Genomic DNA, 25,743 nt, shown 5'->3' on the forward strand with positions numbered 1-25,743 from the left:
GGGCATGAACGCTGTTCCTGATGCAAACATTATTGGCTTCTTGGGTGAAAGCGTTTGTGAACTTCCTTGAGGCCTTTGCGGTTCACATGGGTATAGATCTGGGTGGTGGCAATATCCGCATGGCCCAGCAGGGCCTGCACCACCCGCAGATCCGCTCCACCCTCCAGAAGGTGGGTGGCAAAGGCATGGCGAAGGCTGTGGGGCGTAATCAGTCTGGTAATCCCCGCTTTCAGGCGGTAGCGCTTCAGGTTTTTCCAGAAGGCCTGACGGGTGAGGGGCTTTCCCGTTCCTCCTACAAAGAGATAATCACTGGTGCGGGTTGTCAGAATACGGGGGCGGCCCTCCCGGATATAGATATGCACTGCCTGCCCTGCTTTTTCATGGAAGGGTACCACCCTCTCCCGGTTTCCCTTGCCATGCACCCGTAAAAAACCAGCATCCATACGAAGATCTGTAACTTTTAGCCCCATGAGCTCTGAAACCCTCAGCCCTGTTGCATAGAGCAGTTCCAGCATGGCCCTGTCCCGGAGCCCCAGAGCCGTATCCACAGCCGGTGCGGAAAGAAGTGCTTCCATTTCCGTAAACGAAGGCACATCCGGGAGTTTCCGGCCTGTACGGGGCAGGCGAACAATGCGGGAAGGATCCTTTTCCAGGGTTTCTTTTGATGCAAGAAAGGTGAAAAAACCCCGGATACTGACCAGATGCCGCCCCCGGCTGCGGGCGGCAAGTCCTTCCTTTTCAAGATGAACAAGGTAGGCCAGAAGATCCATGGGTGCAAGTTCTTCCACCTCAAGATCATTTTCTTTTACATAATGAAGAAAACGGCCAAGATCTTCCGCATAGGCGCTCAGGGTCAGCTCCGCCAGACCCTTTTCGATCAGAAGATACCGCAGATAGGCATCCAGCAGGGGGTGCGGTTCCGGGTTCATTGCGGCAGAAATTCCTCCACAGTGGTGCTGTTGAGAACTTCCGGCCCGTCTTTACGGACCACCACCATGTTCTCGAGGCGGATGCCACCCCATTCAGGAAGGTAAATCCCCGGCTCTATCGTTACCACCATGCCGCTTTTCAGGGGGATATCCTGCATGGGGCTGAGCCTTGGAGCTTCGTGGATGGCAAGGCCCACACCATGGCCTAGACCGTGGCCGAAGAAATCTCCATATCCCTTTTCCTTGATGTAATCCCTTGCCAGTGAGTCAATTTCCTTTGTACTCACACCCTCGCGGATGGCGGCCGTGGCCCTTTCCTGAGCGGTTTTCACCACGTCAAAAATTTCCATGAAGCGTCCATCGGGTTTGTCCAGAAAAAAGGTGCGGGTGATGTCGGAGCAGTATCCTTTGAGTTTGATGCCCCAGTCAAAGAGAACGGGTGCTCTGGTGGTGAAAAGATGATCCGAGGGATGGGCGTGGGGTTTGGCAGTATTCACTCCGCAGGCAACTATGCTGGGAAAGGAAAGGCCTTCTGCACCCATTTCCCGGAGTTTTTTCTCAAGGAGCCAGGCTGCTTCTTTCTCGCTCATGCCCGGTACAAGGGATGGAAGCAGATTTTGTAAGGCCTGTTCCGTAATGGCAAGTGCCCGGCGAATGATGTCAATTTCTTCTTCATCCTTGATGATGCGCAAGGACTCCACCAGATCGCTGATCGGAGCCAGTTTTACGGAGGATCCCGACGCATCGAGAGATTGCTTCATCCGTTCATGGTCTTTCACGGAAAGTTTTGCCGGTTCAAATCCCAGAATCTGGGTATTCAACTGTGCCAGAATATCGGGTAGTTCTGCAGCCAGGCCTTTTTTATAGCCGTAAATATCATAGCCCGGGGCTTCGGTTTTGGCCTGAAAGACAAAGCGGGAGTCCGTGGCCAGAAGGAGTTTGTTTTGGGTGATGAAAAGTACACCGGAAGACTCATCATAGCCGTTGTCTTCGCCGGTGAAACCGCTGAGGTAACGCCGGTTTTCTTCCACAAGAACCATCATGGTGTCTATGCCATGATCTGCCATGCGGTTGCGAAAAGTCTCTATTCGTGAGGAAAGGGAAGGATTCAAAGCAGGGTCTCCTTGAACATGAAAGAATGGGGAACTTGAAAACAGTGAAAGTGCAGTGCCAGCCTGCGGACTGTCTGGGTAGCTGCCTGTATGGCTTTTTCTCTATAGCATCAATGAAAAAAAGGGAGCAATGGAGAGAGGTGTTTTTTTAAAGGAGACATTCCGCACCTGCTGACTGAATGGTGTGGAGGCAGAGAAAAAGATTTTTTGATTCGGGTTTGTTCAGGTATCATTGGGTTGGGGATGGCCTGCCATGGTCGTTTTGTCTGATTTTTGGGGTACGAGGCAAGATCCATGGATTTTTCAGGGATGCAAAGAACGTTGTTGGCTGAACAGTGGACATGGAACCAGAACAGATCCCCTGACCGGCTATTCATCCTGTGGAGCGCATTCATAGGGACGGCGGGAATTCATCCTTATGGTCAGGAATATCTCTGATTGAAGAGAGGAAAAAATGTTTGCCTGCCCTTTATGTCATTCCGCTGATTCCGCCGTTTTTTTTCGGGGTAAGCGCCGTCTTTATCTGCGGTGTGGTGAATGCCTGCTGGTTTTTGTGGATCCTGTGTTTCATCTGTCTTCCAGTGCGGAAAAAGCTGTTTATGAATTGCATGAGAATGATCCGGAGGATGAGGGGTACCGCCGGTTTATCAGCCGCCTTGTTATACCCTTGAATCAAAAACTGGGGGAGCGGGGACGGAAGGGGCTGGATTTCGGCTGTGGTCCCGGACCTGCTCTGCCACGGATGATGGCGGAAGCCGGGCACAGCATGGCTGTGTATGATCCTTTTTTTGCACCGGATGCCAGCGTTCTTGAAGAACTGTATGATTTTATAACCTGTACGGAAGTTGTGGAACATTGGAATGTACCGGCATGGACCTGGCCATTTGTTCTGGGCATGCTTCGTCCCGGCGGATGGCTTGGGATTATGACCAAACTGGTCCTTGATGGGGAAGCCTTTGCAAGGTGGCACTATAAAAATGACCCCACCCATGTCAGTTTTTTCAGCAGGGAGACCTTTTCCTATCTGGCACAAAAGGGTGGCCTCCGGGTTATTTTTGAAGGAAAGGATGTCATTCTTATGCAGAAACCTGTCCTGACAGATGAATGATGGGAAAAAAGGGCTGGATGTGGTAAACAGAAATTTTTTTGAGGCCCCATTTTCGGGCTCTCGTTTTTCAGGAGCGTATGCGGAGAATGCGGCGGAAGCTGTTCCGCTGATATCCGGTTTTTTTGAGATAGAGGCTTTTGTTTTATTTCCGGGGAAGGGAAGGATAGGGGTATGATTGAGGCCATAATCTTAAGCCATGGTAAGGGAGAGCTGGAACAGATACTGAAGGATGTGGCCACCGTTTGTGATATTGCAGTGCACTATGTGGAAATATCCGGTACCCTGCCGGAAAAAATGGAAGGCGCTGAAAAGACAGCGGAGCGGGAAGACGGACTGCTGTTTTTCACCGAGGATCCGGATGCGGAATCCGTAGCTTCCCTGCGTGGACGTGTTGGTTCAGATGGAAGAGCATGGCTCAGCCTGCCACCTGACGAAGATGCGGTTCATGCGCTGGCAGCCCGATGCAGGGACTGGGTTTATGAAAAAGGGATTGTGTGGCTGCGGATTGATTCCGATGTTTCTCCCCGGCATTTCCCCGTTTGCCGTGATATCGTAAAAGCCCTTTTTGCCATGTGTCTGCTTCGTACCCGCCCGGAACGGCTTCAGCATGTTCTGAGAGCAAGGCTTCCTTCCGAAGGAGGCAATCCTTTTCCAGACATGGAGTCGGTGCTGAGGGATCTGGAAGCGGGTCTTTCGCTGAGGGACAGGGTGGCACTGGCCCATTTTGAAGGCGGCTATCCGGATCTCACGGATTCGGCTCTGGCTGTTTATATTCTGGGCCATTATCTCTGGCCACCCAATCCCGATCTTTTGAAAGACTGCGCCCTTGTGGAAGGTATTCCCGAAGATCAGATGGATGATACCATAGCCGTATCCATGATTATCGCAGCACTGACGGAAAAACTCAGGCAGACCCACAGGCTGCGTGTTGTTCCTGGTGGCAGGAATGTGTGAAGAAAGGTTCAGGAGGCAGTTTGCCGGGCAGGAGCAGGGAGAGCTTCCGGTCATTCATGAATAAAAGGGGAATATATGGGTGATATCATAGCCTTTGGGGGAGGAAAGGGAGGAAGCGGCAAGAGTTTTCTGACGTCCCTTACGGGAAGTGTCCTTGCTGCGGCCGGTAAAGAGGTAGTGCTGGTGGATCTGGATCTGGGAGCTGCCAATCTTCATTCCTTTCTGGGTATTACCGCATCCCGGCCGGGTCTTCAGGATTTTATGGAAGGTCGCATTGCAAACCTTTCGGAATGCTGCATGGAAACCTCTCTTCCTCGCCTCTTTCTTATATCTTCCAAGGGCTGCGCAGGCCATGTGGCTGATTTGCCTGCAGGTTGGGTACTGCGCTTGATTCAGGGTTTCAGAAGCCTCCCCCATGACTTCATCTTGCTGGATCTGGGAGCCGGAACCTATAAAAATAATATGGATTTTTTTCTGGCTGCATCCCGTGGGGTGGTCGTGACCACACCGGAGCCAACGGCTGTGGAAAATCTTTTCCGTTTCATTCATGCCCTTTTCATTCGAAAAATACGCGCTCATGTGGGAGATTCCGGGCTTCGTGATCTGACCCGCATCTGTCTTGCCTCGAAGTCCGCCGCTTCCATACGGCCTTTCGATATGGCAGAAGCCCTTACAGCGAAGGATTCCGAAGCCGGAAACAGGCTGTTGGCGGATCTTGAATCCATACACCTCTATCTGCTTCTTAATCAGGTAAGAAAAACCATGGATGCGGAAGTGGCTGCGCAGCTGATGGGGTTTTACCCCAGGTTTTTCGGCCCTGTTTTCACCCTTGGTGCTGTGGTGAGCCATCATGATGTGGTGAATGATGCCATCATGAGCCGGGAACCTTTTCTGAAAAAATACCGGAGTCATACCATAACCCGCCAGGTGATGGGCCTTGCCCGCCAGCTTCTCTCGCACAGGTAGCGAGATTCTTGCGGTTGTAGGAATGTTTTTTCGCCATAATGGAGCACTGCGTTTTTCAGTGAGTCATTAAAACTAAAGTTGACTTTAACTTTATTTGTGAGTATTCATTCACCATGAATTCAATCAAGATGTACGCCATATCCGAGCTGGCTGCTGAGCTGGAAATCAGTCCTTCCACCATTCGTTTCTATGAGGATAAGGGGCTGATCTCTCCTGAACGCAGTGCTGGCAACCAGCGGCTGTATTCTAGAAAACACAAAGCAAGGCTCAAGCTGATTCTCCGGGGTAAGCGTTTCGGATTTTCTCTGGCAGAAATTGCGGAAATGATCGGATATGCGGATGTTCCCCTCCATGAGGCGGATCAGATTCGTAAAAGCCTTGCCTTTGGCAGGGAAAAGCTTGAGGAAATCCGAAGAAAAAAAGAGGATCTGGCCCTTTTGGAGGCGGACATTCTTTCCATGCAGGAGTTTCTGGAAAAACGGCTGCAATCCATAAAATAATGGAATGGTTCAGCACATTTTTTTAACTTTCATGCCTGCCAGATAAATGCAGAGGCATCCAAGCTATTTACCCGTGACGCAATCTTATTCTTAGAGCTTCTTGCCCTGTACGGAAGCGGCAAAAACTCCCCGCCACAGGCAGGATAAGCTTTTTGATTGTCATAGCAAGCGTAAGCACGTTGCCTTTGTGGCGGCTCAGACAGTTTGCCGCTTCTTTCGCACAGGGCTTCAAAGCTCTGATCCGAAACGATTGCAACGTCACTTGCAAATAGCCAGGATGCCTTGCAGCCGTACGAAGCTGTTGAAATTAGAGCGGTGACAATTTTGAATAAAATGTGCTGAACAGTTACAAAATAATAAATGATGCCCAGAAAAAGCCTTCCGGAACAGGTTGCCATTCCCAATTGATTCCCCTTAAAGGAGACCGCCATGTATGATTTTCTTTTGTCCGATGAAGCCAGAGCTCTGCGCAGTGAAGTCCGGGATTTTGTAAAGACCATTCCAAGGCAGCTTCTGCTGGATATGGATGCGGATAAGGTGCAGTTTCCCAAAGAATTTCTTGCAGAAGCCGGGAAACGGAACCTCATGGGCTGCCGGTATCCCAGGGAGTGGGGCGGCCGAGGGCTGGACTGGGTGAGTACGGTTATGGTCATGGAAGAAATCGGAACCCTTGGTTATATTATGGCCTGTACCTTTGGCGTGGGGGCGGAGCTGGTCTGTGACGCCATTATCCGCCATGGAACGGATAGGCAGAAGGAAAAATATGTCAGGCCCCTGCTGAAGGGGGAGATCTTTGCAGCGGAATGTCTTACGGAACCCAGGGGCGGATCGGATTTCTTCGCAACAAACACCACGGCCGAAGATAAGGGAGATCATTATGTCATCAATGGCCAGAAGCGTTTTATCGTGGGTGGTGAAGGTGCGGATTATTTTCTGGTATACGCAAAGACCGATCCCGAAGCCAAGGCCCACAAGTCCCTGACCTGTTTTATCGTAGATCGCAGCGAAGGCGTGATGGTGGATTATATTTACGGACTCATGGGCTGCCGGGGTGGTGGTGCCGCGCGGATTATCTTTAAAGACGCAAAGGTTCCCAAGGAAAATATTGTGGGAAGCCTCCATGGGGGATATGCGGTTTTCAATACCATGATGATACCGGAGCGGCTGGGTACGGCAGCCATGACCATAGGTGCTGCCCGTCCGGCTCTGGAAGTAGCTACGGGTTACACCACAAGGCGCAAGGCCTTTGGCCGGGAAATTGCCCGTTATCAGGGTGTCAGTTTTCAGGTGGCAGAAGCGGCCATGCTGCTGGATGCCTGCCGTAGCATGGCCTACACCACCAGCCGGGCGGTGGATACGGGAGTTTCTGAAAACGAGATCCGCAGGCTGGTTTCCGAATCCAAAAAATTCATCACGGAATCCTGCCAGAAAGTGGTGCATAACAGCATGCAGGTGATGGGCGGCATTGGTTACACCAATGTTTTTCCCGTGGAGCGGATTTTTCGGGATGTGCGTCTGGCCTCCATCTGGACCGGCACCAATGAGGTCATGAGTCTTATCATCGCCAGTGAATGGTACAGAAAATATATGGAAGACAGGGCTTTAGGCATTACCCGGGACTGCGAAAACGATGCGGCAGAAGCCTTTGCCGAAGGAGAAAAGATTTACGAATAGGGGCCGGGTGCTTGAGATTTCTGCCCGGCAGTCTGTCTGTTTGTGCAGCCATCAGAACATCATGCAGATGCAAGGTAAACGGTTTTGCATTTGAAAATCAAGGTCAGGTACTTACGATGCGGCGCATGGCAAGGCCTGAAACAAAGGCAAGTATACAGAAAGCCGCTGCTCCGGGCAGTATCCATGAAAAACTGAAATTGGAAGCAATCAGCCAGCCAAAAAGAGCCGGACTGAGTGCCGTACTGAAAACCACCACCATGGCACTCAGGCTTTTGACCTGCCCCAGAACATCCACGCCATATACTTCTGCCCACACGGCTGTGGCAAGGATACCCGAAATCCCCTGAGAAGCTCCCGCCAGAATAAAAAAGAGATAGATGCACCCGATGCCCGACTGTGTCCATAGCACAAGAAGCCCCATAAAAAGAGGTACTATCGAAAAGGGAAACAATCGGATTCCGCCCATACGGTCTATCCATGGACCCACGGCAATGGAGCTGAACATGCGCATTACCGCATAGGCCGTAAATCCGGAAGCCATAAGAGCGGGTGTATAGCCTTTGAAATCGGCAAGGCTGGTTTGATAGAGAAAAATGCCGGTAAGCAGAAAGGGTACGGCCATAACACCCGGCAGAATCAGATAAAAGCGGGCATCGCCGAGAAGCTGCACGGGTGACCATGTTTCCGTTGTTTCCGTTGTTCCCTGCGCCGGTGTCCCGGCATCCTTAATCAGAAAAATTGAAAGGGGCAGAAAAACCAAAGCAATACAAAAACCTGCCATGAGCCAGGTGGTATGCCATCCGAAGGTATGCAGTATCAGTACGGTAAGAAGGGGCAGAAGCCCTTCCCCCAAAGCATAACCCGTAGCAGAAATGCTTAAGGCCCGTCCCCGGAACCTGGTAAAAAGCCTTGCCATGGCCGTTGAAGCCGTAAGACCCATCAGTCCCTGTCCGGAAATTCGCAGGCCCAGCAGTGCGGCAAACAGAAAGGCAACTCCCGGAGACAGGGCCATAAGCCAGCAGGATACAAGCAGTGCCAGCCCCGTACCTAAGGCAAAGGAACCGATGCTGCTTTTGTCCAGAAGCCTGCCGAAAAAGGGAAGAAAAGCAGCACTGCACAGGGTGGCAAGGGAGTAAATGGTTCCGAACTGTCCGCTGTTCAGTGAGAATTTTGTCAGAATATGGGGAACAAAGACGGAGATCAGAAAGGTCTGGCCAAAGCTTGAAAAAAAGGTAAGCAAAACTCCGAAGAGTAAAAGCTTTTGATTTTGAAAGAAAAAATTCAGATATGCCATGGCCTGCCCACATGATAAAAGGATAAAAAAGTTGGAGTAACGGTCTATAAAGAGAAAGACCAACGGTGTTACCCGATGGTCTCTGAACGGTTTCAACAGATTGTATGCAGAGAAGAGTTGTTTCCCTTTTGCATTGAAAACAGTATAGGCCTCCGGCAATATAAAAGTAAACCCCGAATCTCCCCGCTGTTTTCATAGAACCCGTATCATCCCTGATACAGGGTGTCATCATAATATTCTGCTCGTACCGTTCCCGTGGAATGGCGAGGCAGAAGTGGAACGGAGGATTCTGCGCATTGCGGGTCCTGCTTTTGGAAAGGCCTGTTCAGAGGGAAGGAGAACAGGCACGGGTGGCTGGACCGGATGCGGGCCAGCCCATGTAGTTTCAGACTTTGAAGCGGATATTAAGAATATCGCCGTCTTCTACCTTGTAATCTTTGCCGTTAACAGAGAGTTTTCCGGCTTTTTTAACTTCTGCTTCACTGCCAAGGGCCATGAGTTCATCGTATTTGATGACTTCCGCACGGATAAAGCCCCTTTCCAGATCGGAATGGATCACACCGGCAGCTTTGGGGGCTGGTGCATCTTTGCGGACCAGCCACTGCCGGACCTCATCCTTGCCCACGGTAAAAAAGGAAATCCGGCCAAGGGCTTTCAGGGCCGCACGGGTCAGCAGGCCCAGTGCCGGTTCAGCGATTCCAAGGTCCTCCAGAAAGGCCGTTTTTTCCTCCGCATCATCCAGAAGGGCGATTTCCGCCTCCATGCCGGCACAGATGCACAACGCCTGCATCTGGTCTTTTTCACATCTTGTTTGAATGGGCTCCGGGATGGAGGCACTACCGATTTCCGTTTCGCCTGTATTGAGCACCAGCAGCATTTCCTTACGGGTAATCAGAGGATAGCTGCGGATCAGGGCTTCCTCTTCATCCGAGATATCAAAAAGGCGCAGGGGTTTTTCTTCTTCCAGATGGGTCTGCATACGCTGGAGCAGGGCGAATTCCTTTTTCTGATCCTCATCTTTTATTTTTTTGAGGGTGATTTCCAGTCGTTCCAGTCGCTTTTCCACAAAAATCTGATCATGGATGATCAGTTCGGAACAGACCATTTCCGCATCCCGTACCCCATCCACATGACCGTCCACATGGAAGATGGCCTCGTCTTCAAAGGCCCGTACCACAAGGCAGATGGCATCCATGTCCGCAATGTCCTGAAATATGCTGCCTTTGGATATGGTTTCCTTTTCCATTTTAGGAAGCAGTACAAAGTCGATACGTGCTGGCTGTTGTTTTTTGGGTTCATACATGGCCACGAGACGGTCAAATCGGGGATCCAGTATGTCCGCCGTTCCGGGCAGGGGTTTGGCAAGCTGGCTGCCCTCGGGAATCCGGGTTCCCGTGAGTACGGTAAATAAGGTTTTTTTGCCGCTCTGGGGCAGGCCGATGATCCCGACTTTCATGTGACGTTTCCTTTTTTCTTCAGGGGACGTTTGGGTCCCTGTATAACGCCCTGATGGCGGTGAGTTCCATAAAAAGCTGAAAAAGCCTGCCCCCGGTCCGGGGCGGCCTTCCTGTCTTTGCCACAAAATCCCTGCAGACTCAAGTCCGGTGGCAGGCATGGGGGAAGAAAGCGGCTGCTTACTGCCGGAAATCCCTGTGATTGGGCAATGCTTCCTCGTGGGTGCTGCGGAAGGGATTGATATCGATGCCGCCTCTGCGGGTAAACCGGGCATGGACGGAAAGTTGTTCCGGGTTGCAGGTATCCAGAATCCGGCAGAAAAGAGCTTCGGCGCAGGATTCATGAAAACCCGTATGTTCCCTCATGCTGACAATATACCTGAGCAGGCTTTCATGGCAGATGGGCTGGCCTGTGTAGCTTATGTGCAGTGTTGCCCAGTCCGGTTGACCGGTTACGGGGCAGTGGCTGCGGAGAAGGCGGGAAAAGAGCCGTTCGGAAGTGATTGTATCCGGACTTTTTACTTCCGGCACCGGCGCTTTGGCAGCATTAAGGGGCAGGGTGTCAATGCACTGACCTTCGGGTTCTCTGGGCATGAGTTTTGAGAATTCATGCGGTAGGAAGATGCGAAGGCCAACGGGTGCCTGAACAATGCTGCCAACATCATGGATCAGCCGTTCTCGGAGTTCGGCGATGCCGGAAACAGGGGTCATGTTGAAGCTGTTGAGATACAGTTTCAAGGATTTTGATTCCACTAGAAAGGGGCTGGTAGCTGGAATGCGGAATTCGGCTACGGCCACTTCCGGTTTGCCCGCAGGGTCCAGCCATGACAGTTCCCAGCAGTTCCAGATGTCTTCTCCGGAAAAGGGCAGGGATTTTTCCCCGATGCCCAGGGTTTTTCTGGCGAGGCTGCGGGGCACGGGGCAGAGCTGGGTTGGGTCATATCGGGGGCTGAATGTCACGGTTCTGCCCAAGGGCAGGGCGGAAAGAAACTTATCTTCCATGATGTTCTCCCTGATCTTCATAGAGGGTGGGATCCAGACCCTCTGAGCGCTTGAGTGCCTGACTGCGTTCCACACAGGCACTGCAGCGGCCGCAGTGCCGGTTGCCACCTTTGTAGCAGGTCCAGGTAAGGGTGAAGTCCACACCCAGCCTGCGCCCGATTTCTGCAATCTGCCCCTTGTCCAGTCCAGCATAGGGAAAGGAAAGGTGAACGGCATTGTCCGTTCCCAGACGCACGGCCTGATCAAAGGCTTCGTTAAAGGTTTTTCGGCAGTCCGGATAGAGAGCATGGTCGCCGCTGTGGGAGGCCAGCAGCACTTCCTTTGCGCCGATGGAGGCCGCATAGCCCACGGCAATACTCATGAGGATGGGGTTGCGGAAGGGTACAACAGTCTGGGACAGGTTGGCCGTATCATAGGAACCTTCCGGTATGGGGGGGCCTGTTTTGAGCAGGGCAGAGGAAAAAAGCTCACCGATGAAAGGAAGCCGGATGATCCGGTGGATGACACCCAGCTTTTCACAGGTGGCGGCGGCCATGGGCAGCTCTCTGTGGTTATGCCGGGAACCGTAATCAAAACTGATGGCAGCGGTTTGTCTTTTTTTTGCCATCAGGTCATAGAGTAGCACCGTGGAATCCATACCCCCGGAAAGCACCAGTACGGATTCTATGGATGAAGTCATGGGGGTTTCATTTTCTTGCATAGGGGTCAGACTCCTTTTTTCCGGTCATGGACAAGGATATGAAGTCTTGGGCAGAAATGGTACCCGTACCGGGTACAGATCTCCCATAAAAGGGGCATACGCTGAAGCTGTTCCTCCCGGCTGGCTCCCAGGGCCATGAGCCATATTTTTTCCGGTGGCAGTCCGGAACGGTAAATTTCTCTGAGAACGATTTCCGGCTTATCGCCCATCAGGGGTTTGACGGCAAAGGCTTTACCCAGTACCGATGGGGGGGGCCACTGGCCGGGCTTGGGAGAAAGGACCACCTGGCCCTGCACGCCATCGGGTACACCAGCCCGACCGCTGCTTTCGTATTGGATTTCCATACCTTTTTGCAGGAGGGCGGCTTCCAGTTCCTTCAGGCCGCTTTCCCACTGCAGGAAGGGTTCACCTCCGGTAATCACAGCAAGGCCCGGGCCTCCGGAAGTCATCTGTTCCACCAGTTCTTCCACCGGTATGCTCTTTCCTTTTCCCAAGGCTTCGGGTGTATCACAGAAGGGACAGTGGGGTTGCACACAGCCGGAAAGGCGCAGAAAAACAGCCGGTCGTCCGGCGAAGGGGCCTTCTCCCTGTATAGAGCGGAAGAGTTCATGAATCTGCAGCACAGGGGTCCTCCCAGCTGGCCCAGGCATCCTGGGTTTCATAGACACAAACCCGCAGGAGCCTGTAGTTAGGGCCCCTGAGATGGGGCTTGAGCCGGTGAAAAATGGCTGTAGCCATACTTTCAGCCGTGGGCAGTACCTCCTGGTATTCTTCCAGCTCGTTCAGACAGGCATGATCATAAAGGCGCAGGACGTGGAGGGTAACAATTTTTTTCAGGTCAGAAAAATTCAGCAGCCAGCCGTATTCGTTGGGTGTGCCGCAGAGGGTCACCCGCAGCCGGTAGCTGTGGCCGTGAATACGGGAACAGGGTCCGTAGATGGTGTGGTTCTCTTCGTCCGTCAGGTGGGCAAGGGCCAGACGGTGGGCCGCTTCAAAGCGGAACTCGCGGGTAATGGTAAGCATGGGGCCACCTCTTTCTTCCAGAGCAGGGGAGGGAGAATTTGTAAAGCGGGCTGCCACTCGTCCGCTGAAACCGGGTATTCATATAAGAAAAGAAATGAATTGGCAATGACCTTATGAGCAGGAAACACTATCCTTTACAGGATATCAAAAAAACAAAAAAAGAGAGGAAAGATCCACTCCATGAACCTCCCCATGGCGAAAGTCAGGGGCTTTACGGTGACTTGGGGTAAGTCCCCGGCCGCATTATATAAAAATAAGGTACCACAGGGAGCACTGCCGGGAAAACAGTTTTTCTCCTGCTCCAACCCTGTGTTGGGCTTGTAAAATGTTCTGGCACTGTCGTCAGCCAGGCTGTTCAGGGTATGAACTGGTTGCAGAAATACCTTTTGGTTTGCTGGTACCTGCCGGCCTGTGTGTTCATGGGAACAAGGTTGGATCAGGAAACAGTCCGTGTCGTATGGTACGCGGTGGGAACCTGAAAAGAGCCGTCTTATGATGCTTGGGCCGTACACTCCAGTATGTCTTGACCGGCGTCCATTCTCCCCCTTCCAATGCCTTTATAATCAAAGCCTTTTTTTGCCAGTTCCTCAGGGTCAAACTGATTCCGGCCATCAAAAATAACGGGTTGCTTCATCAGTCTTTTCATGGCGGCGAAATCCGGTTGGCGGAAGGGCTTCCATTCTGTAACGAGGAAAAGAGCATCCACACCCTGAAGGGCCGCGTACTGGTGCTCGGCCATAGCCATCCTGCCCGATGCCAGCCAGGAGGAGGGAAGTATGGCTTTGGCCGTATCCATGGCCACGGGATCATAGGCTACAAGGGAAGCACCGGCTTCCATGAGGCTTTGTATCAGGCTCAGGGAGGGGGCTTCCCGCATGTCGTCCGTACCGGGCTTAAAGGCCAGTCCCCAGATAGCAAAATGCCTGCCCGAAAGATTGCCACCAAAGAAGGCAAGGGCTTTTTCAAAAAGCCGTTTTTTCTGGGTGAAATTCCGTTTTTCAACGGCTTTCAAAATGTCAGGAGTAATGCCCATGTCTTCGGCAGCACGGATCAGGGCCTGAATGTCTTTTGGAAAACAGGAACCGCCATAGCCGCAGCCTGCATAGATGAAATCATAGCCTATACGGCTGTCCGCACCCATTCCCCTGCGCACCCTTTCCACATCCGCTCCCACGTTTTCACAGATGGAGGCCATTTCATTCATAAAGGATATTTTGGTTGCCAGCATGCAGTTGGCTGCATATTTGGTCATCTCCGCATCCCGCATACCCATGAAAATAATTTTATGGTGATTCCGGGAAAAAGGTGCGTAGAGGCGGGAGAGGATTTCCTGACTCTGTATTTCCGGAATGGCTGCAGCCTTCTGTTGGCTCAGCCCTATGATGATGCGGTCCGGCCGCATGAAGTCTGCCACGGCATCGCCTTCCTTGAGAAATTCCGGATTACTGGCCACATCAAAAGTGATGGTTTTGTTCCGTGCGGCGAGTCCCATACGGATCTGCCGGATGATGGCATCACAGGTTCCTACGGGCGCCGTTGTTTTATTGACAACAAGGACAGGAGCCTTCATGTGACGGGCGATATCATCAGCAACGGACATGACCTGTCGGATATCGGCGGCTCCATTGGTCCGGGGGGGCGTACCCACGGCAATGAAGCACAGGCAGGGAGAATTCATGGTCCCTGTAAGGTTTGTGGTGAAAAAAAGGTTTTTGGATGCCATGTTCCTCTGCATCATTTCCCCAAGGCCGGGTTCATAAATGGGAAGAAGTCCTTTTTCCAGAGCCTGAATTTTTTCAGGGTTTCTGTCCACGCAGGTGACCCTGTTCCCCATCTCAGCCAAGCAGACACCCGTGACCAGTCCCACATAACCTGTTCCGATTACAATGATATCCATGATGGTCCTTTCTCTGTGGCAATCGTTGATGGTTTCGTTCAAGGAATAAGCTGCGTGTATTCAGAAAAGATTGCAGAAAGGTTGCCTTTTTGTGCAGAGGAGCCTGGTGAGAAAAAAGCCGTCTTTTGGGTTCTTTTCTCACAAGATCTGAATAAATCCCCTGTATGCAGACCGTGCTTGCATCATCGAACGGTTGTTTGGGCCATCATGGAAAAGGCAGAAAACCATGGCAGGAAAGTGCTGCTTGCGGGATTTGCGGACAGTCATGGTGACCATCGTTATAATCAGGAGTTGTCCCTGAAGCGGGCTGTGGTGGTGGCCGATGCCCTGAAGGCCAGAGGGGTGCATCGGGTAAGGGGCCTTGGAGTGGGGCAGGAGTTGCCCGTGGCATCCAACGAAAATCCTGAAGGAAGGGCCAGAAACCGACGTGTGGAAATCTGGGTGAGGTAGGGATTCTTTACCGCCTGACTCTGTATTCAAACAGGACCGGCGCAGTGGAAAGAGACCATTTCCTGCGCCATTTTTTATCCGGGTCTTGGCAGGGCCGTAGGTCCCGTAGCTGTGACCCCTTCAGGGGCGGCGGAAGGAATTCTCCGGGGAAGGGCATGCAGCGTGTCGGGGGCGGTGAGGGTGTAGAGAGTATCGGCGGTGTGAATCATTCCCTCCGCATCGTGGGTAACATGAATTAGGGTGGTCGTTTTTTGGGAAAGGGCACTTTCCATGTGGTGGCAGATTGAATCCCGTAAATTGGGGTCAAGGCCTGTAAAGGGTTCGTCAAGAAGAAGGAGATCCGGTTCAATGACCAGGGCTCTGGCAATGGAAACCCGCTGTTTCATGCCGCCGGAAAGCTGATCGGGGTAATGCTGTTCAAATCCTGAAAGGCCCATTTTGGCAAGACATTCTCTCCCTGCTTCACTGGCATGATGTTGCCTCTCTCCCCTGGCAAGGAGTGGAAAAATTACGTTTTTGAGGGCCGTTTCCCATGGCAGGAGGCGGGGCTCCTGAAAAACATAGCCGATCTTGCGACTGTGGCGAATGATTCTGCCGGAGGTTGGCGTAATAAGGCCTGCAATGATTTTCAGGATGGTGGATTTCCCCGCACCACTGGGACCTGTAAGGGCCATACGCTGGCCTTCCGGAATGACCAGGTTGATATGTTGTAATATCTCCCTGTTTTGGAAGGTCATGCACACATTGATGAGCTCCACGGCCGGGTTCATGCTTTTCTCCCCATGTATTTCTGCTTTAACGGTTTCAGCAGGAAAAACTCAATTCCTCCGACGATGGACATACTGATAAGGGCCAGGGCGTAAAGCTCGGGTGTGTCAAGGTTGGTACGGGAAATGGCCAGGCGGTGGCCGATGCCGTTGCTGGCTCCGAGTACCTCGGCCAGTACCACCACCCGGATTCCGTTTCCCACGGCAATAACCACAGCGGAAAAAAACGGACCGGCAAGGGTCATGACATAGATGTGGCGCAGTTTCATACTAAGGGGAAACCGATAAATTCCGGCCATTTCCAGAAGGGATTTGTCCACGGACGACATGGCCTGGGATACATTGATATACATTACAGGAGCAATGGTGCAGGCTGTGATGCTGATGACCATGAGATCTCCCATACCGAACCAGAGCATGAAGACCACAACGATGACCACTCCGGGAATGGTCATCAGCATCCAGCGGAGGGGGTCGATCATCAGCCTCAGGGGTTCCGAAAAACCGGCTAGAAGGCCCAGAACTCCACCGGCAAGAACTCCGAACAGGAGGGCCAGGGCGATCCGTTTCAGACTTACGGCAAAGTGCCCGGAAATAAAGGATGGATCCGAGAGGAGCCTGCCTGCGGCAGAAAGGGTTTCCAGAGGTGAGGCTACCACAAGGCCGGAGTAATGGCGGGCGATGAGATACCAGGCAAAGACCAGAAGAAATATTCCTGAGAACCGGAAAAGGAGATGCCCGGTGCGGCGTTGGCTCCATGCCTTCATTGCGTCACCAGAAAAAAGTCTTCTCCGGGCAGAGGGCCTCCCATGGCCCGGGGAGCCTGTTCAGAGAGTTTATTCAGGAAAAAGAGGGTATCGGAAAAGGCCTCTTGGCCACGGGTTATACGGATATTCCCACCGGGCAGGCTGCCATTATCAGACTGAGCGGCCAGGGCGGGAAAGTTTTTTTGAGCCATGGCAAGGGCTCTTTCGGGGTGGTCTGCCATAAGGACAAGGCCTTTCTCGTACTCCAGAAGGATGCGATGGACCATGGCGGGGTTGGCAAGGGTATCTCCGATAACAGCAAAACCGCTGACATAGAGGGGTTTTCCCAGGAATTTCTGTTCCCAGAGTGTGCGCAGATCGAGGTGCTTGATCAGGGCAGGGACTCCTTTTGCGGCCATCTCCCCGGAGCGGACAAGGGCAAGGCTTGCGGCTGGTTCGGCCAGAAGGGCATGGTGACCTCTGCCGAGCAGCAGGAGGTTTACCGCTTCAAGGGCTCCACCGGTGTGGTGCCGGGTGAGTTCAGAAGATTGCGGCCCCATGAGAACGTTGAAGATCAGTTCGGGCATTTCCCGGTGGCCAAAGGGAAAAAGAATGGTGCCAGTGAGACTATTCAGGCCGGTATCTCCGGAATCTGCCGTGGATACAATCCAGAGGGATGTTTCAAAGAGAGCCGCCAGTCTGATACGGACACCCCGGTTGTAGAAAAGGGATGCCGATGCCGTGGTGATGATGGCACCCTCCACCTGTCCCCCTGCGATCATGGCCCGGATCTGATCCGGGGAGTTCCATGGGATAAATCGAACGGTCATGGCCGGGTTGTCGAAGGTCATGCCGGACATCATGGCAAAGGGCAGACTTTCGGCTATGGGAGGGCCGGAAATTCGGAAGACCGGCCGATCGTCTGCCCATGTGCTGCCGGGCCATGGGACTGCCATCCATGGCAGAATCAGCAGCCAGAGCAGGCTCCGGCAATCAGTCATCCCGCTAAACCAGCGGGAGGGCAGGACCCAGGTCATGATTTATCCTTTCTCTTTTCTTGCGATGGTCAGCTCCACCTCACCAACGGGCAGGACAAAGGGGGATGTTTCCACCGACTGAAACCCTGCGCGCCGGAGGTGGTTGGCAATCTCTTTCTGCCTGAATACATAGTTCTGGCCCTCAAGGGCGAGGGAGAGTCTGGAGAGCACAACATGCTCCGGAATCGTCCCCTCGGCGGAGGTACCTTCGTGAAGGCTGACAAAGACACCGCCATCGTTGAGGGCTGCATGGAGGCGCAGGAAGAAGGTGGAAAAGTCCTGAACGTAATAAAGGTTGTGGCTGGCCCAGATGATGTCATAACCTTTGCCGAAGTCCGTGGTATTATAATCCCCCTGGATATAAGAGATTCTTTTTTCCATGCCCTCTTTTTGTACTTCTTTTTCTGCCAGACGGATGATGCCCGGCAGGTCAAAGAGAACTCCTTTCATGCCCGGATGACGTTGGAGAATTTCCATGCACATGAGCCCGGGGCCGCATCCGATATCCATAATGGTTGAGGCCGTCCTGGATTCCGGAAGGGTATCAATAATGTCTGCGGCAAGGGCGGCTATGCCAGCCCGCTGATAGGAAGCCAGGTGACGGACGGAGGCCTCCCATCTGCTTTCCTTACTGAGACAGTCTTCCTGTTTCACCGGAGGAGGTCCTGTGCGGACCAGCTCTTCGATGCGGTGGATATTCCGGTGCTGCATGCGGGATAGATTCAGGACCAGACTCCCCAGATAGACGGGACTTTCCTTACGAAGGAACGTGCTGGCAAATTCCGAATTGACATATCGACCATCCTGTTTTACCGCCAGACCTATACCTGCCATGCTGTCCAGAAAATGAACCAGATTTTCAGGATGGATTTCTGTGTCCATGGCGGCGGCTATATCTTCCGGTGCGGAAGCCTGAGTGAGGATATCGGCCATACCTGTTTCAACAGCTGTTTGGAGGACGGCCATACGGACCGGTGCCTGAAGGGCTTCGAAAATGGAGGCCATGGGATTTTGAGACTTGTCTGCGAAGAAAGTCATGTTACAGCCTCCAGCTGAGCGTCAGTCCAAAGGTGAGCGGTTCACCGTCTTCTACCATGGTGAAGCCCTGCATGTTTTTCACTTTTTTGGTGGCATATTTCTCATCAAGGAGATTGTGGCAGTAAAAGGAGATATCCATGTGCGGCAGGGCGTAGCCCAGCTTGAGGTTGACGAGGGCATGGCTGTCATCCCTCAGGGTGTTGGCTGCATCAAAATACTGTTTTCCCGCACCGGATACATCGGCGATTCCGTAAAACCCGTTGTTCATGTAGTAGCCGACACCCACATTCCAGGTGAATTCCGGTGCCCATGGCAGGGAGTTGCCGGAGTAATCAAAGGGAGTGCCATCGGTGGTTCCCTGCCAGGTATCGATTTCCGTGCTGGCCAGGCCGATGCTGGTGAAAACTTCGAGATTGCCTAAGGGCAGCGCCGTGACGTCCAGCTCTATCCCCTTACTGTGGGCTTTGGCTGCATTGGAGAACCGCCACACACCGGGCCCACCCCCGGGGACTTCCTCTCTGATCTGTTTGTCGTCAATATCAATGTAAAAAACGGAGAGGTCGGCCTTGAGTCGTCGGTCAAAGAAGTTTGTTTTGATGCCTGCCTCGTAATTGATGGTGTATTCGGGGTCGTAGCCGAAGGACTCCTGAGAGTTTGCCGAAAAATAGTTGTATCCTCCGGCAAGCCAGCCTCTGGCACAGGTGGCGTAGGCAGTCAGGTTATCGGCAAGGACGTAAGAGGCCGCAACCATGGGAAGCCACTCGGTGCTGGAAAGTTTTTCGTCGAAGGTGACGGGACCCAGATTGCTGGTGAAGGTCTGGGTGCCTGTGGCGGATGCGTATTCTCCCCTCAGGCCACCGGTGAGTTTCAACCGCTCCGTTATCTGGTAGGTAAGCTGGCCGAATACGGCGAATCCCTCGTGTTTTGAATCTGTGACCCTGTTTTTGGCCATCAGGGGGGATACGTGGTTTAAGGCGATGGATGTATCGATGTCTTCGGTATACCCGAACAGACCTATCAACCAGGAGTGATGAGTGTTTCCGCTGGATGCGGCGCGAAATTCCTGACTCCGGTTGTCCTGATCGATATGCATGTCGGTGGTTCCCAGTTTAACGGGAGTACGGTCGAAATCGTGAAGAAAGTCTTTCGTAAAACGGCGGTTGCTGGTGATGGAGGTGAAAAGGGCCTGATCTCCCTGCCAGCTCATTTTCACCACGCCCCCGGTTTCTTTCTCATCGGTCCGGTCTTTTTCATCGGACCGGACTTTGTGTCTGCCCGATGCGTAGGGGCCGTCTTCGAACCGAAGGGTGCTGATGCCCCTGTCCCGGTAGGTGCCGTCAAGGATGGTCACAAGTTCAAATCGATCTCCAGCAGCCCACCGAAGGGTACCTCTGGCCGATGAAGATTCTTCGTCAGCCACATTGTCCTTGCCCGTCACTTCGTTGGTGATGAACCCATCACTTTTGCGTCCTGTGACCGAGAGCCCCAGGAAAAGGCTGTCCTCCATGACGGGCCCGCTCACGGAAGCATGGCCATTCCAGCTGGCATAGTTACCGGCGGACAGGCTGGCGGAAGCCCTGATTTCATCTCCCGGTTCTTCCAGAACAACGTTGATGACTCCGGATTCGCTGTTGCGGCCATACAAAGTGCCCTGAGGACCGCGTAATACCTCCACGCGTTTTATGTCGGTGAGCAGCTGATTCTGCATAAAGGCCAGCGGGTAGGAGACATCATTGATGTACAGGCCCATGGGACTGAACAGAGACGTGTCTATGGTTGAGATACCCCGGGTGACAATGGCATCTCCTGAGTTTGCCTTTTTAAAATAGACGTTGGGGATAAAACGGGTCAGCCCGGAGATGTCTTTGATATCATGGTCCATAAGAAATTGACCGTCCTTGACACTGATACTGCCGGCAAACTCATCCAGTGAAGATTCCCTCTTACTTGCGGTGATGACCATGTCCTCCAGAACCCGTGCGGGTTCATTTCCGGCGAAAACCGGAGTATGGAGCAGCAGGAAAAGTGAGCATACTGCAAGGGCTGTATTCAATGTTAATTTCACAGGCTGGGTTCCTTTTTCATGGGGGCTGTGTAAAAGCCATGCCCACAATTGCCTCTGACCTCTGTTCCTGACGCTTGAGCAGTGATGCGGAAGAGTACGAAAAGGGGGAATCGGAGATTGTGGAGAATGGTCATTGTCAACCTTTTATGGATGTCTGATGCCGGAATGAACATTATACCAGGAACCATGGTTTCTCAGGATGGATCCTTTAGGGCGATATGTTGTTTATTCGCGCGCATTCCGCTGACGTGTTCTCTGCTTTAACGCCCGTCTTTTTTTAAGTCAACATTTTTTTAGGCAAGCTTAATATTATTTATAATGGCTGTATTTTTACAAATATAAAAAAAGTCGCGTTTTATGCGTGCTGATCCAAAATATTTGCAATAAAATAAGAGTATTGTCAGGGTGGTTTCTGAATCATGGAAGGCTTGTGCCGGTTGGCAGGAGATGGGTAGGTATCCTGATAATGGGTGCGTGGGAGGCTCTGTGACGTTATGTTTTTGGGAAAAATGTGAAAACACACAATTCTTTCATATTTCCCAAATCTTTTTCGCCTAGTCTTCTTTCATCTCTTTTTTTGTTTGGTTTTCACCTTTATACTGATGAACAACCTTTTGGCAGGGGAGGAACAAAATGCTGAACCATATGCGCCTTCTGTTGCAGGCCATGGCTTTTTGTGCGGTCATGCTGCTGGCATCGCATGCGATGGCGGCAAAAAACGTGGTTCTTATGATCAGTGATGGCATGGGGTTTGGAACGGTGATGGCAACGGATTATTATTATGGTGATAAACCCGTTTATGCCTCATTTCCTGAAAAATATTTCATGACAACTCACAGTGCCATCGGTGACTACAGGCCGGAGGCAGGATGGAAGGTGTTCGGAGCCCACAAACTGAATCCCACGGATTCCGCGGCGGCTTCCACAGCCATGGCTACGGGAGTGAAAACCATTCCCGGCATGATAGGCAGGAACTCTGCTGGTACCAGCATCAAAAATATTGTGGAGACAGCCGCAGGTCAGGGTATGACCACGGGTCTTGTTACCTCGGTTCCCATCAGCCATGCCACACCTGCGGGGATGGTGGCCCATGTGCTTTCGAGGAACCAATACGAAGATATTGCTCAGGAGATGCTGTATGCCAGTGACCTGGATGTGCTCATGGGCGCAGGTCACCCCCTGTACGACAACAATGGCAATCTGAAAATTTCAGGCCAGGAATATAAATACGTGGGCGGTGAAGGGGTCTTTCACCAGCTGATGAGCGAAGAGGGGCTTTCCGGCAAGGATGGTCGCATCTGGCATTTCATGGATGACAAAGCGGATTTTGAGGCTTTGGCCAGAGGTGATCGGGTGCATGCCAAAGTGCTGGGGCTTGCAAGGGCCGCGACCACCCTGCAGCAGGCACGACCCGGCAACAGGCAGATTGTGGACAGATCCAGCCCCAACCCTGAAACTCCAACCCTTGCCGTGATGAGTCTGGGGGCTTTGAACGCCCTTTCCGCAAACGGGAAGAATTTTTTTCTCATGGTGGAAGGGGGCGCTGTGGACTGGGCGGCCCATAGCAACGAAAAGGGACGGCTGATAGAAGAACAACGGGATTTCAACGAGGCCGTTGCCGCCGTGACGGACTGGGTGGAAAACCACAGCAGCTGGGAGGAAACCCTCCTCATTGTCACATCGGATCACGAATGCGGCTATCTCTGGGGATCGGAAAGTCGCCGTTTCACACCGGTACAGGATCGCGGGGCCGGGAACATGCCGGAGATGGCCTTTCACTCCGATGGTCACAGCAACCTGCCCGTTCCCCTGTACGTGAAAGGAGAAGGGGTTTCCGGCCTGCTGAAAAGCTTTGTGGATGGCAGGGACAGCTATTTGGCAGGGCTGATTGCAGCCTTTGATCCGGATTTCACGGGAGAGTACATCGACAACACGGATCTCTTTCTTTTCATGAACCAGTGGATTTCGGAAGAGAAGGGCAGTCATGGAAAAGGCCTGTGGTTGAAAGGGGATCTCCACGCCCATTCCCTTTACAGCGACGGCAACGCCCCTCTGGCTGCGGTGATCCGGGAAGCCGAAGCAAGGGGTTTTGACTTTTTCAGTTTGACGGATCACGACAGTTATCTTTTTGATCGTGGTATCTATGAGGACATCTTTCCGGCGCACTGGGAGGATCGGGACCATGTGTCCCGCAGCATGCAGCTCCTTTACGGCGTGGAATGGACATCGGCCAGGGGGCACGCCAATGTCTGGGCGGCGGCCCCCTTTGATTATGGTCCCCTGTGGCAGGCCAATGACGAGTTGAATGCCACGGCAGCCCTTTACGGAGCGCATCGGGGACAGGCCCTTTTTTCCATCAACCATCCTGCGGCGGTGTTCTGCTGCCCCTGGAAATATGATGTGGATCATCTGGTGGATACGGTGGAGGTATGGAACAGCATGTACCGTTTTCCTAACTTCAACGTCTGGGCCAGCCATCCCTTCTGGGATGCCCAGCTGATTCAGGGCCGGCGCCTCACCGCTGTGGGCGGGTCGGACACCCACAAGCTTTCCGCATACGCATCCGGTCTTGCGGCAAAGGTGGAAGCTTCCCTCTTTGGTCTTGGCAATCCCACCACCTGGGTATACGCGGAGGAAAGATCTCCGGAAGCCATTCTGGCGGCCATCAGGAAAGGGCATGTGACGTTGAGCCATGCACCGGATAAGGAACGGCTCGAGCTGTTGGCTGACCGCGACGGAGACGGTTATTTTGAAACGATAATGGGAGATAATATTGTGCGGACAGATACCGCACCGGTCACTTTCCGGCTGCAGGTTCATAACCCTGAGTCAGCAGGACGTTTTGCAAAACCTGCAGTGGAAGAACTTGATGTGGACAGGCTTATGGCCCTTGTCTCCGGAGAGACGGACTGGAAAACGCTGGCCCTCAGGTTGCAGAAAAAAGGCAGCTATCTGGCCTGTATTCTGAAAAATGGCATACTGCACAGAGCCTGGATTCTAAGTGGCGGGGCCAGTGAGGTTCTATTCACCGATACGCCTTCAGGGAGAGGCCGCACCTATTACCGGGCTCAACTCCTCGGCTCTCCGGAAAACCGATTGGCCGAACGTCTTCTGCACGGTCGTGTTACAGCCATTACCAATCCCATTTATATCAATTTCCCTGTACGGTAGCAGGGAAAAATTTTCTCCATGGTACATCTGCTCACTCAAGTTCCGGGTCTGTCTGATGAAAGCAGGCCAGGCGGCAGACGGTCCCGACTCAAAAAGAACGGTGCACGGGAAGGGTATGATCCCTGTGCACTGTTCTTTTTGTTTTTGCAGGGGTGGCAGATGGCCATGGGAGTACTTTTTTTTACTGAAACCTTTCCAAACGAAAAAAAGATGTTCGTACAACATTTCTCCAACATAAATGGTGTTGGATCCTCCAGGCTGTTTTTTATTTTCAATGACCCAGAAGGGAGAATCATCATGTCCATTTTTTGTTCCGGAAAGGCCGGAGGAAAGCAATGTTTCTGTCTGCTTTTTGTGTTGGTCTTTGTTTTTTTATGCCTCCGTCTGCCCGCCTGGGCAGATATCTCCCTCCACAAGGGAAAACCTGCCAAATATGTTTTTGTGTTTGTGGGAGACGGTCTGGGTATCCCCCACCGTCAGGCTCCGGAGGCTTTTCTTGCCGCGATGGAAGGAAAGAACTTTGGTGATGTGAAAATGACCATGAACACCTTTCCGGTTCAGGGCGTCACCACCACCTATGCTAATGATCGCTTCATTATCGGCTCTGCCGCTTCCGGCACCGCCCTTGCTTCGGGATTTATTACTAATATCGGTTTCATCGGCATGGGGCCGGATCTCAAACCCGTGCGCAGCATTGCCCACATGGCTAAGGAAAAGGGCATGAAGGTGGGAATTGTTTCCAGTGTTTCCATTGATCATGCCACACCGGCGGCTTTTTACGCCAACCAGCCCCACCGCAGTATGTACCATGAAATTGCCCATGATCTTGCGGATAGCGGTTTTGATTATTTTGGCGGTGGAGGATTCAGAGATCCGGAAGGAACAAGATCCAAGGCTCCCAAAGGAGATGCTCTGGAGAAGGCCCGCAGAAACGGTTATGCCATTGCAACGGATCGTAGAGCCTTTGAAAGGGCTAAATCCGGCCAGAGCCTCATTGCGTACAATGCCAATCTTCCCGATGGCAAGGCTCTTCCCTATGCCATGGATGCTTCCGAAGACGATATTTCCCTTGCGGAATTTACCCGCAAGGGAATCGAGCTTTTGAACAATCCCAAGGGCTTTTTCATGATGGTGGAGGGTGGCAAGATTGACTGGGCCAGCCATGCCAATGATGCGGCGGCTACCATCCACGACACCCTGGCCTTTGATGCGGCCATTGCCGAAGCCGTTGCCTTTGCCAGAAAGCATCCTAAAGAAACCCTCATTGTCGTTACAGGCGATCATGAATGCGGTGGTATGACCATTGGTTTTGCGGGAACGAAATACGAGTCTGCCCACGAGATTCTTAAAAATCAGAAAATATCCTTTCAGCGATTTGAGACCATACTTGCGGACTACAGAAAAAGTCATCAGGGTAAAACCTCCTTTGAAGACATGATTCCCCTTGTGGAGGCCAATTTCGGGCTGAAGTTTGACGGAACCGGCCCCATGGGACTGAAGGATTACGAAATCCGCAGCCTTAAAGAAGCCTTTCTGCACAGCATGGCCGGACTCCGGGAAAAGGGACAGGGCGAATCCTACCTGCTTTATGGTGACTATGATCCCTTCAGCATCAAGGTCACCCACATTCTGAACCAGAAGGCGGGTATTGGCTGGACCTCCTACTCCCACACGGGCGCACCGGTTATCACCTCGGCCATGGGCGTAGGTGAAGAGGTGTTCAACGGCTACTACCACCAGTCCGATCTCGGTAAGAAGCTGCTTTCCACCATGGGCTTCAGTCCCCGCTACGCGGATGCTGCTCCCGGAGCAGGGGATATGCGTCAGGCTGCGGTTATCGGATTCTGATGCAAAAA

General features: G+C 52.5%; 23 protein-coding genes. 8 read left to right on the plus strand and 15 right to left on the minus strand.

The genetic code is table 11. The features are described 5' to 3' along the window. Window positions 1-29: 29 nt before the first annotated feature. Window positions 30-929 carry a site-specific tyrosine recombinase XerD gene (gene xerD, locus OOT00_RS05780; RefSeq protein WP_265424367.1) on the minus strand — a complete coding sequence of 300 codons (900 nt, stop codon included), beginning with the start codon at window positions 927-929 and terminating at the stop codon, window positions 30-32. Continuing rightward, window positions 926-2,041, minus strand: coding sequence for an aminopeptidase P family protein (locus tag OOT00_RS05785; RefSeq protein WP_265424368.1), 1,116 nt, complete (start codon window positions 2,039-2,041; stop codon window positions 926-928). Before OOT00_RS05785 ends, xerD begins: the two co-directional genes overlap by 4 nt. 454 nt (window positions 2,042-2,495) lie before the next feature. Here OOT00_RS05785 and OOT00_RS05790 point away from each other — a divergent pair, with 454 nt between their 5' ends. The 4 genes from OOT00_RS05790 (at window position 2,496) to OOT00_RS05805 (ending at window position 5,569) form a co-directional block, all read left to right on the plus strand. Continuing rightward, the gene (locus OOT00_RS05790; RefSeq protein ID WP_265424369.1) at window positions 2,496-3,149 is read left to right on the plus strand and encodes a class I SAM-dependent methyltransferase; all 654 of its coding nucleotides are present in this window, start codon (window positions 2,496-2,498) and stop codon (window positions 3,147-3,149) included. 171 nt (window positions 3,150-3,320) lie between these two features. Continuing rightward, complete coding sequence (locus tag OOT00_RS05795) at window positions 3,321-4,103, plus strand: hypothetical protein (protein WP_265424370.1); 783 nt, start codon at window positions 3,321-3,323, stop codon at window positions 4,101-4,103. A gap of 75 nt (window positions 4,104-4,178) precedes the next feature. Beyond that, window positions 4,179-5,069, plus strand: coding sequence for a MinD/ParA family ATP-binding protein (locus OOT00_RS05800; protein ID WP_265424371.1), 891 nt, complete (start codon window positions 4,179-4,181; stop codon window positions 5,067-5,069). Window positions 5,070-5,182: 113 nt separating this feature from the next. After that, the gene (locus OOT00_RS05805) at window positions 5,183-5,569 is read left to right on the plus strand and encodes a MerR family transcriptional regulator (RefSeq protein ID WP_303649884.1); all 387 of its coding nucleotides are present in this window, start codon (window positions 5,183-5,185) and stop codon (window positions 5,567-5,569) included. 29 nt (window positions 5,570-5,598) lie between these two features. On the opposite strand, the gene OOT00_RS05810 is transcribed toward OOT00_RS05805, so the two are convergent. Further along, window positions 5,599-5,973 (minus strand): hypothetical protein, encoded by a 375-nt coding sequence (locus tag OOT00_RS05810; protein WP_265424372.1) that lies wholly within the window; start codon window positions 5,971-5,973, stop codon window positions 5,599-5,601. A gap of 25 nt (window positions 5,974-5,998) precedes the next feature. Between OOT00_RS05810 and OOT00_RS05815 the strand changes: the two genes are divergently transcribed. Then, window positions 5,999-7,243: an acyl-CoA dehydrogenase family protein gene (locus OOT00_RS05815; protein WP_265424373.1), complete on the plus strand. Its 1,245-nt coding sequence runs from the start codon at window positions 5,999-6,001 to the stop codon at window positions 7,241-7,243. Window positions 7,244-7,346: 103 nt separating this feature from the next. Here the strand turns inward: OOT00_RS05815 and OOT00_RS05820 are convergent, their stop codons facing one another. From OOT00_RS05820 to OOT00_RS05850, 7 genes are all read right to left on the minus strand, one after another. Further along, complete coding sequence (locus OOT00_RS05820; RefSeq protein WP_265424374.1) at window positions 7,347-8,537, minus strand: MFS transporter; 1,191 nt, start codon at window positions 8,535-8,537, stop codon at window positions 7,347-7,349. A 385-nt stretch (window positions 8,538-8,922) separates the two neighbouring features. Further along, a complete protein-coding gene (locus OOT00_RS05825) occupies window positions 8,923-9,993 on the minus strand; it encodes a DUF933 domain-containing protein (RefSeq protein WP_265424375.1) in 1,071 nt (356 codons plus the stop codon). Window positions 9,994-10,171: 178 nt separating this feature from the next. After that, window positions 10,172-10,993 carry an NADPH-dependent 7-cyano-7-deazaguanine reductase QueF gene (queF, locus tag OOT00_RS05830; RefSeq protein ID WP_265424376.1) on the minus strand — a complete coding sequence of 274 codons (822 nt, stop codon included), beginning with the start codon at window positions 10,991-10,993 and terminating at the stop codon, window positions 10,172-10,174. After that, window positions 10,983-11,693 carry a 7-cyano-7-deazaguanine synthase QueC gene (queC, locus tag OOT00_RS05835; RefSeq protein ID WP_265424377.1) on the minus strand — a complete coding sequence of 237 codons (711 nt, stop codon included), beginning with the start codon at window positions 11,691-11,693 and terminating at the stop codon, window positions 10,983-10,985. The genes queF and queC overlap by 11 nt, the downstream gene beginning before the upstream one ends. A 5-nt stretch (window positions 11,694-11,698) precedes the next feature. Next, window positions 11,699-12,316, minus strand: coding sequence for a 7-carboxy-7-deazaguanine synthase QueE (locus tag OOT00_RS05840; RefSeq protein WP_265424378.1), 618 nt, complete (start codon window positions 12,314-12,316; stop codon window positions 11,699-11,701). Continuing rightward, complete coding sequence (locus OOT00_RS05845; protein ID WP_265424379.1) at window positions 12,300-12,716, minus strand: 6-pyruvoyl trahydropterin synthase family protein; 417 nt, start codon at window positions 12,714-12,716, stop codon at window positions 12,300-12,302. The genes OOT00_RS05840 and OOT00_RS05845 overlap by 17 nt, the downstream gene beginning before the upstream one ends. A 490-nt stretch (window positions 12,717-13,206) precedes the next feature. Then, the gene (locus OOT00_RS05850) at window positions 13,207-14,613 is read right to left on the minus strand and encodes a UDP-glucose dehydrogenase family protein (protein ID WP_265424380.1); all 1,407 of its coding nucleotides are present in this window, start codon (window positions 14,611-14,613) and stop codon (window positions 13,207-13,209) included. Between the two features lie 177 nt (window positions 14,614-14,790). On the opposite strand from OOT00_RS05850, the gene OOT00_RS05855 reads away from it, so the two are divergent. Then, window positions 14,791-15,063: an OmpA family protein gene (locus OOT00_RS05855; protein WP_265424381.1), complete on the plus strand. Its 273-nt coding sequence runs from the start codon at window positions 14,791-14,793 to the stop codon at window positions 15,061-15,063. Window positions 15,064-15,137: 74 nt separating this feature from the next. Here the strand turns inward: OOT00_RS05855 and OOT00_RS05860 are convergent, their stop codons facing one another. The 5 genes from OOT00_RS05860 to OOT00_RS05880 are packed head-to-tail and all read right to left on the minus strand — an operon-like array spanning window position 15,138 to window position 20,716. Then, the gene (locus tag OOT00_RS05860; protein WP_265424382.1) at window positions 15,138-15,833 is read right to left on the minus strand and encodes an ABC transporter ATP-binding protein; all 696 of its coding nucleotides are present in this window, start codon (window positions 15,831-15,833) and stop codon (window positions 15,138-15,140) included. Continuing rightward, a complete protein-coding gene (locus OOT00_RS05865; RefSeq protein WP_265424383.1) occupies window positions 15,830-16,597 on the minus strand; it encodes an ABC transporter permease in 768 nt (255 codons plus the stop codon). Before OOT00_RS05865 ends, OOT00_RS05860 begins: the two co-directional genes overlap by 4 nt. Beyond that, the gene (locus tag OOT00_RS05870; RefSeq protein ID WP_265424384.1) at window positions 16,594-17,613 is read right to left on the minus strand and encodes an ABC transporter substrate-binding protein; all 1,020 of its coding nucleotides are present in this window, start codon (window positions 17,611-17,613) and stop codon (window positions 16,594-16,596) included. The genes OOT00_RS05865 and OOT00_RS05870 overlap by 4 nt, the downstream gene beginning before the upstream one ends. A 3-nt stretch (window positions 17,614-17,616) precedes the next feature. Then, window positions 17,617-18,651 carry a class I SAM-dependent methyltransferase gene (locus tag OOT00_RS05875; protein WP_265424385.1) on the minus strand — a complete coding sequence of 345 codons (1,035 nt, stop codon included), beginning with the start codon at window positions 18,649-18,651 and terminating at the stop codon, window positions 17,617-17,619. 1 nt (window position 18,652) lies between these two features. Then, window positions 18,653-20,716: a TonB-dependent receptor gene (locus tag OOT00_RS05880; protein ID WP_265424386.1), complete on the minus strand. Its 2,064-nt coding sequence runs from the start codon at window positions 20,714-20,716 to the stop codon at window positions 18,653-18,655. 633 nt (window positions 20,717-21,349) lie between these two features. On the opposite strand from OOT00_RS05880, the gene OOT00_RS05885 reads away from it, so the two are divergent. Together OOT00_RS05885 and OOT00_RS05890 are read left to right on the plus strand one after the other, a co-directional pair. Further along, a complete protein-coding gene (locus tag OOT00_RS05885) occupies window positions 21,350-23,887 on the plus strand; it encodes an alkaline phosphatase (RefSeq protein WP_265424387.1) in 2,538 nt (845 codons plus the stop codon). Window positions 23,888-24,184: 297 nt separating this feature from the next. Continuing rightward, window positions 24,185-25,735, plus strand: a complete 1,551-nt coding sequence (locus OOT00_RS05890; protein WP_265424388.1) for an alkaline phosphatase — start codon at window positions 24,185-24,187, stop codon at window positions 25,733-25,735. Window positions 25,736-25,743: the final 8 nt, after the last annotated feature.

It is taken from the genome of Desulfobotulus pelophilus, assembly GCF_026155325.1.
In the GTDB taxonomy this organism is placed as follows: Bacteria; Desulfobacterota; Desulfobacteria; order Desulfobacterales; family ASO4-4; genus Desulfobotulus; species Desulfobotulus pelophilus.

What these genes read in the sequence shown, in the direction of transcription:
- OOT00_RS05865 (WP_265424383.1), bottom strand. Translation starts at nt 16,597, where the DNA reads ATGAAGGCATGGAGCCAACGCCGCACCGGGCATCTCCTTTTCCGGTTC.
- OOT00_RS05805 (WP_303649884.1), top strand. Translation starts at nt 5,183, where the DNA reads ATGAATTCAATCAAGATGTACGCCATATCCGAGCTGGCTGCTGAGCTG.
- OOT00_RS05890 (WP_265424388.1), top strand. Translation starts at nt 24,185, where the DNA reads ATGTCCATTTTTTGTTCCGGAAAGGCCGGAGGAAAGCAATGTTTCTGT.
- OOT00_RS05790 (WP_265424369.1), top strand. Translation starts at nt 2,496, where the DNA reads ATGTTTGCCTGCCCTTTATGTCATTCCGCTGATTCCGCCGTTTTTTTT.
- OOT00_RS05875 (WP_265424385.1), bottom strand. Translation starts at nt 18,651, where the DNA reads ATGACTTTCTTCGCAGACAAGTCTCAAAATCCCATGGCCTCCATTTTC.
- xerD (WP_265424367.1), bottom strand. Translation starts at nt 929, where the DNA reads ATGAACCCGGAACCGCACCCCCTGCTGGATGCCTATCTGCGGTATCTT.
- OOT00_RS05800 (WP_265424371.1), top strand. Translation starts at nt 4,179, where the DNA reads ATGGGTGATATCATAGCCTTTGGGGGAGGAAAGGGAGGAAGCGGCAAG.
- OOT00_RS05815 (WP_265424373.1), top strand. Translation starts at nt 5,999, where the DNA reads ATGTATGATTTTCTTTTGTCCGATGAAGCCAGAGCTCTGCGCAGTGAA.
- queF (WP_265424376.1), bottom strand. Translation starts at nt 10,993, where the DNA reads ATGGAAGATAAGTTTCTTTCCGCCCTGCCCTTGGGCAGAACCGTGACA.
- OOT00_RS05885 (WP_265424387.1), top strand. Translation starts at nt 21,350, where the DNA reads ATGCTGAACCATATGCGCCTTCTGTTGCAGGCCATGGCTTTTTGTGCG.
- OOT00_RS05850 (WP_265424380.1), bottom strand. Translation starts at nt 14,613, where the DNA reads ATGGATATCATTGTAATCGGAACAGGTTATGTGGGACTGGTCACGGGT.
- OOT00_RS05825 (WP_265424375.1), bottom strand. Translation starts at nt 9,993, where the DNA reads ATGAAAGTCGGGATCATCGGCCTGCCCCAGAGCGGCAAAAAAACCTTA.
- OOT00_RS05870 (WP_265424384.1), bottom strand. Translation starts at nt 17,613, where the DNA reads ATGACCTGGGTCCTGCCCTCCCGCTGGTTTAGCGGGATGACTGATTGC.
- OOT00_RS05845 (WP_265424379.1), bottom strand. Translation starts at nt 12,716, where the DNA reads ATGCTTACCATTACCCGCGAGTTCCGCTTTGAAGCGGCCCACCGTCTG.
- queC (WP_265424377.1), bottom strand. Translation starts at nt 11,693, where the DNA reads ATGCAAGAAAATGAAACCCCCATGACTTCATCCATAGAATCCGTACTG.
- OOT00_RS05795 (WP_265424370.1), top strand. Translation starts at nt 3,321, where the DNA reads ATGATTGAGGCCATAATCTTAAGCCATGGTAAGGGAGAGCTGGAACAG.
- OOT00_RS05860 (WP_265424382.1), bottom strand. Translation starts at nt 15,833, where the DNA reads ATGAACCCGGCCGTGGAGCTCATCAATGTGTGCATGACCTTCCAAAAC.
- OOT00_RS05820 (WP_265424374.1), bottom strand. Translation starts at nt 8,537, where the DNA reads ATGGCATATCTGAATTTTTTCTTTCAAAATCAAAAGCTTTTACTCTTC.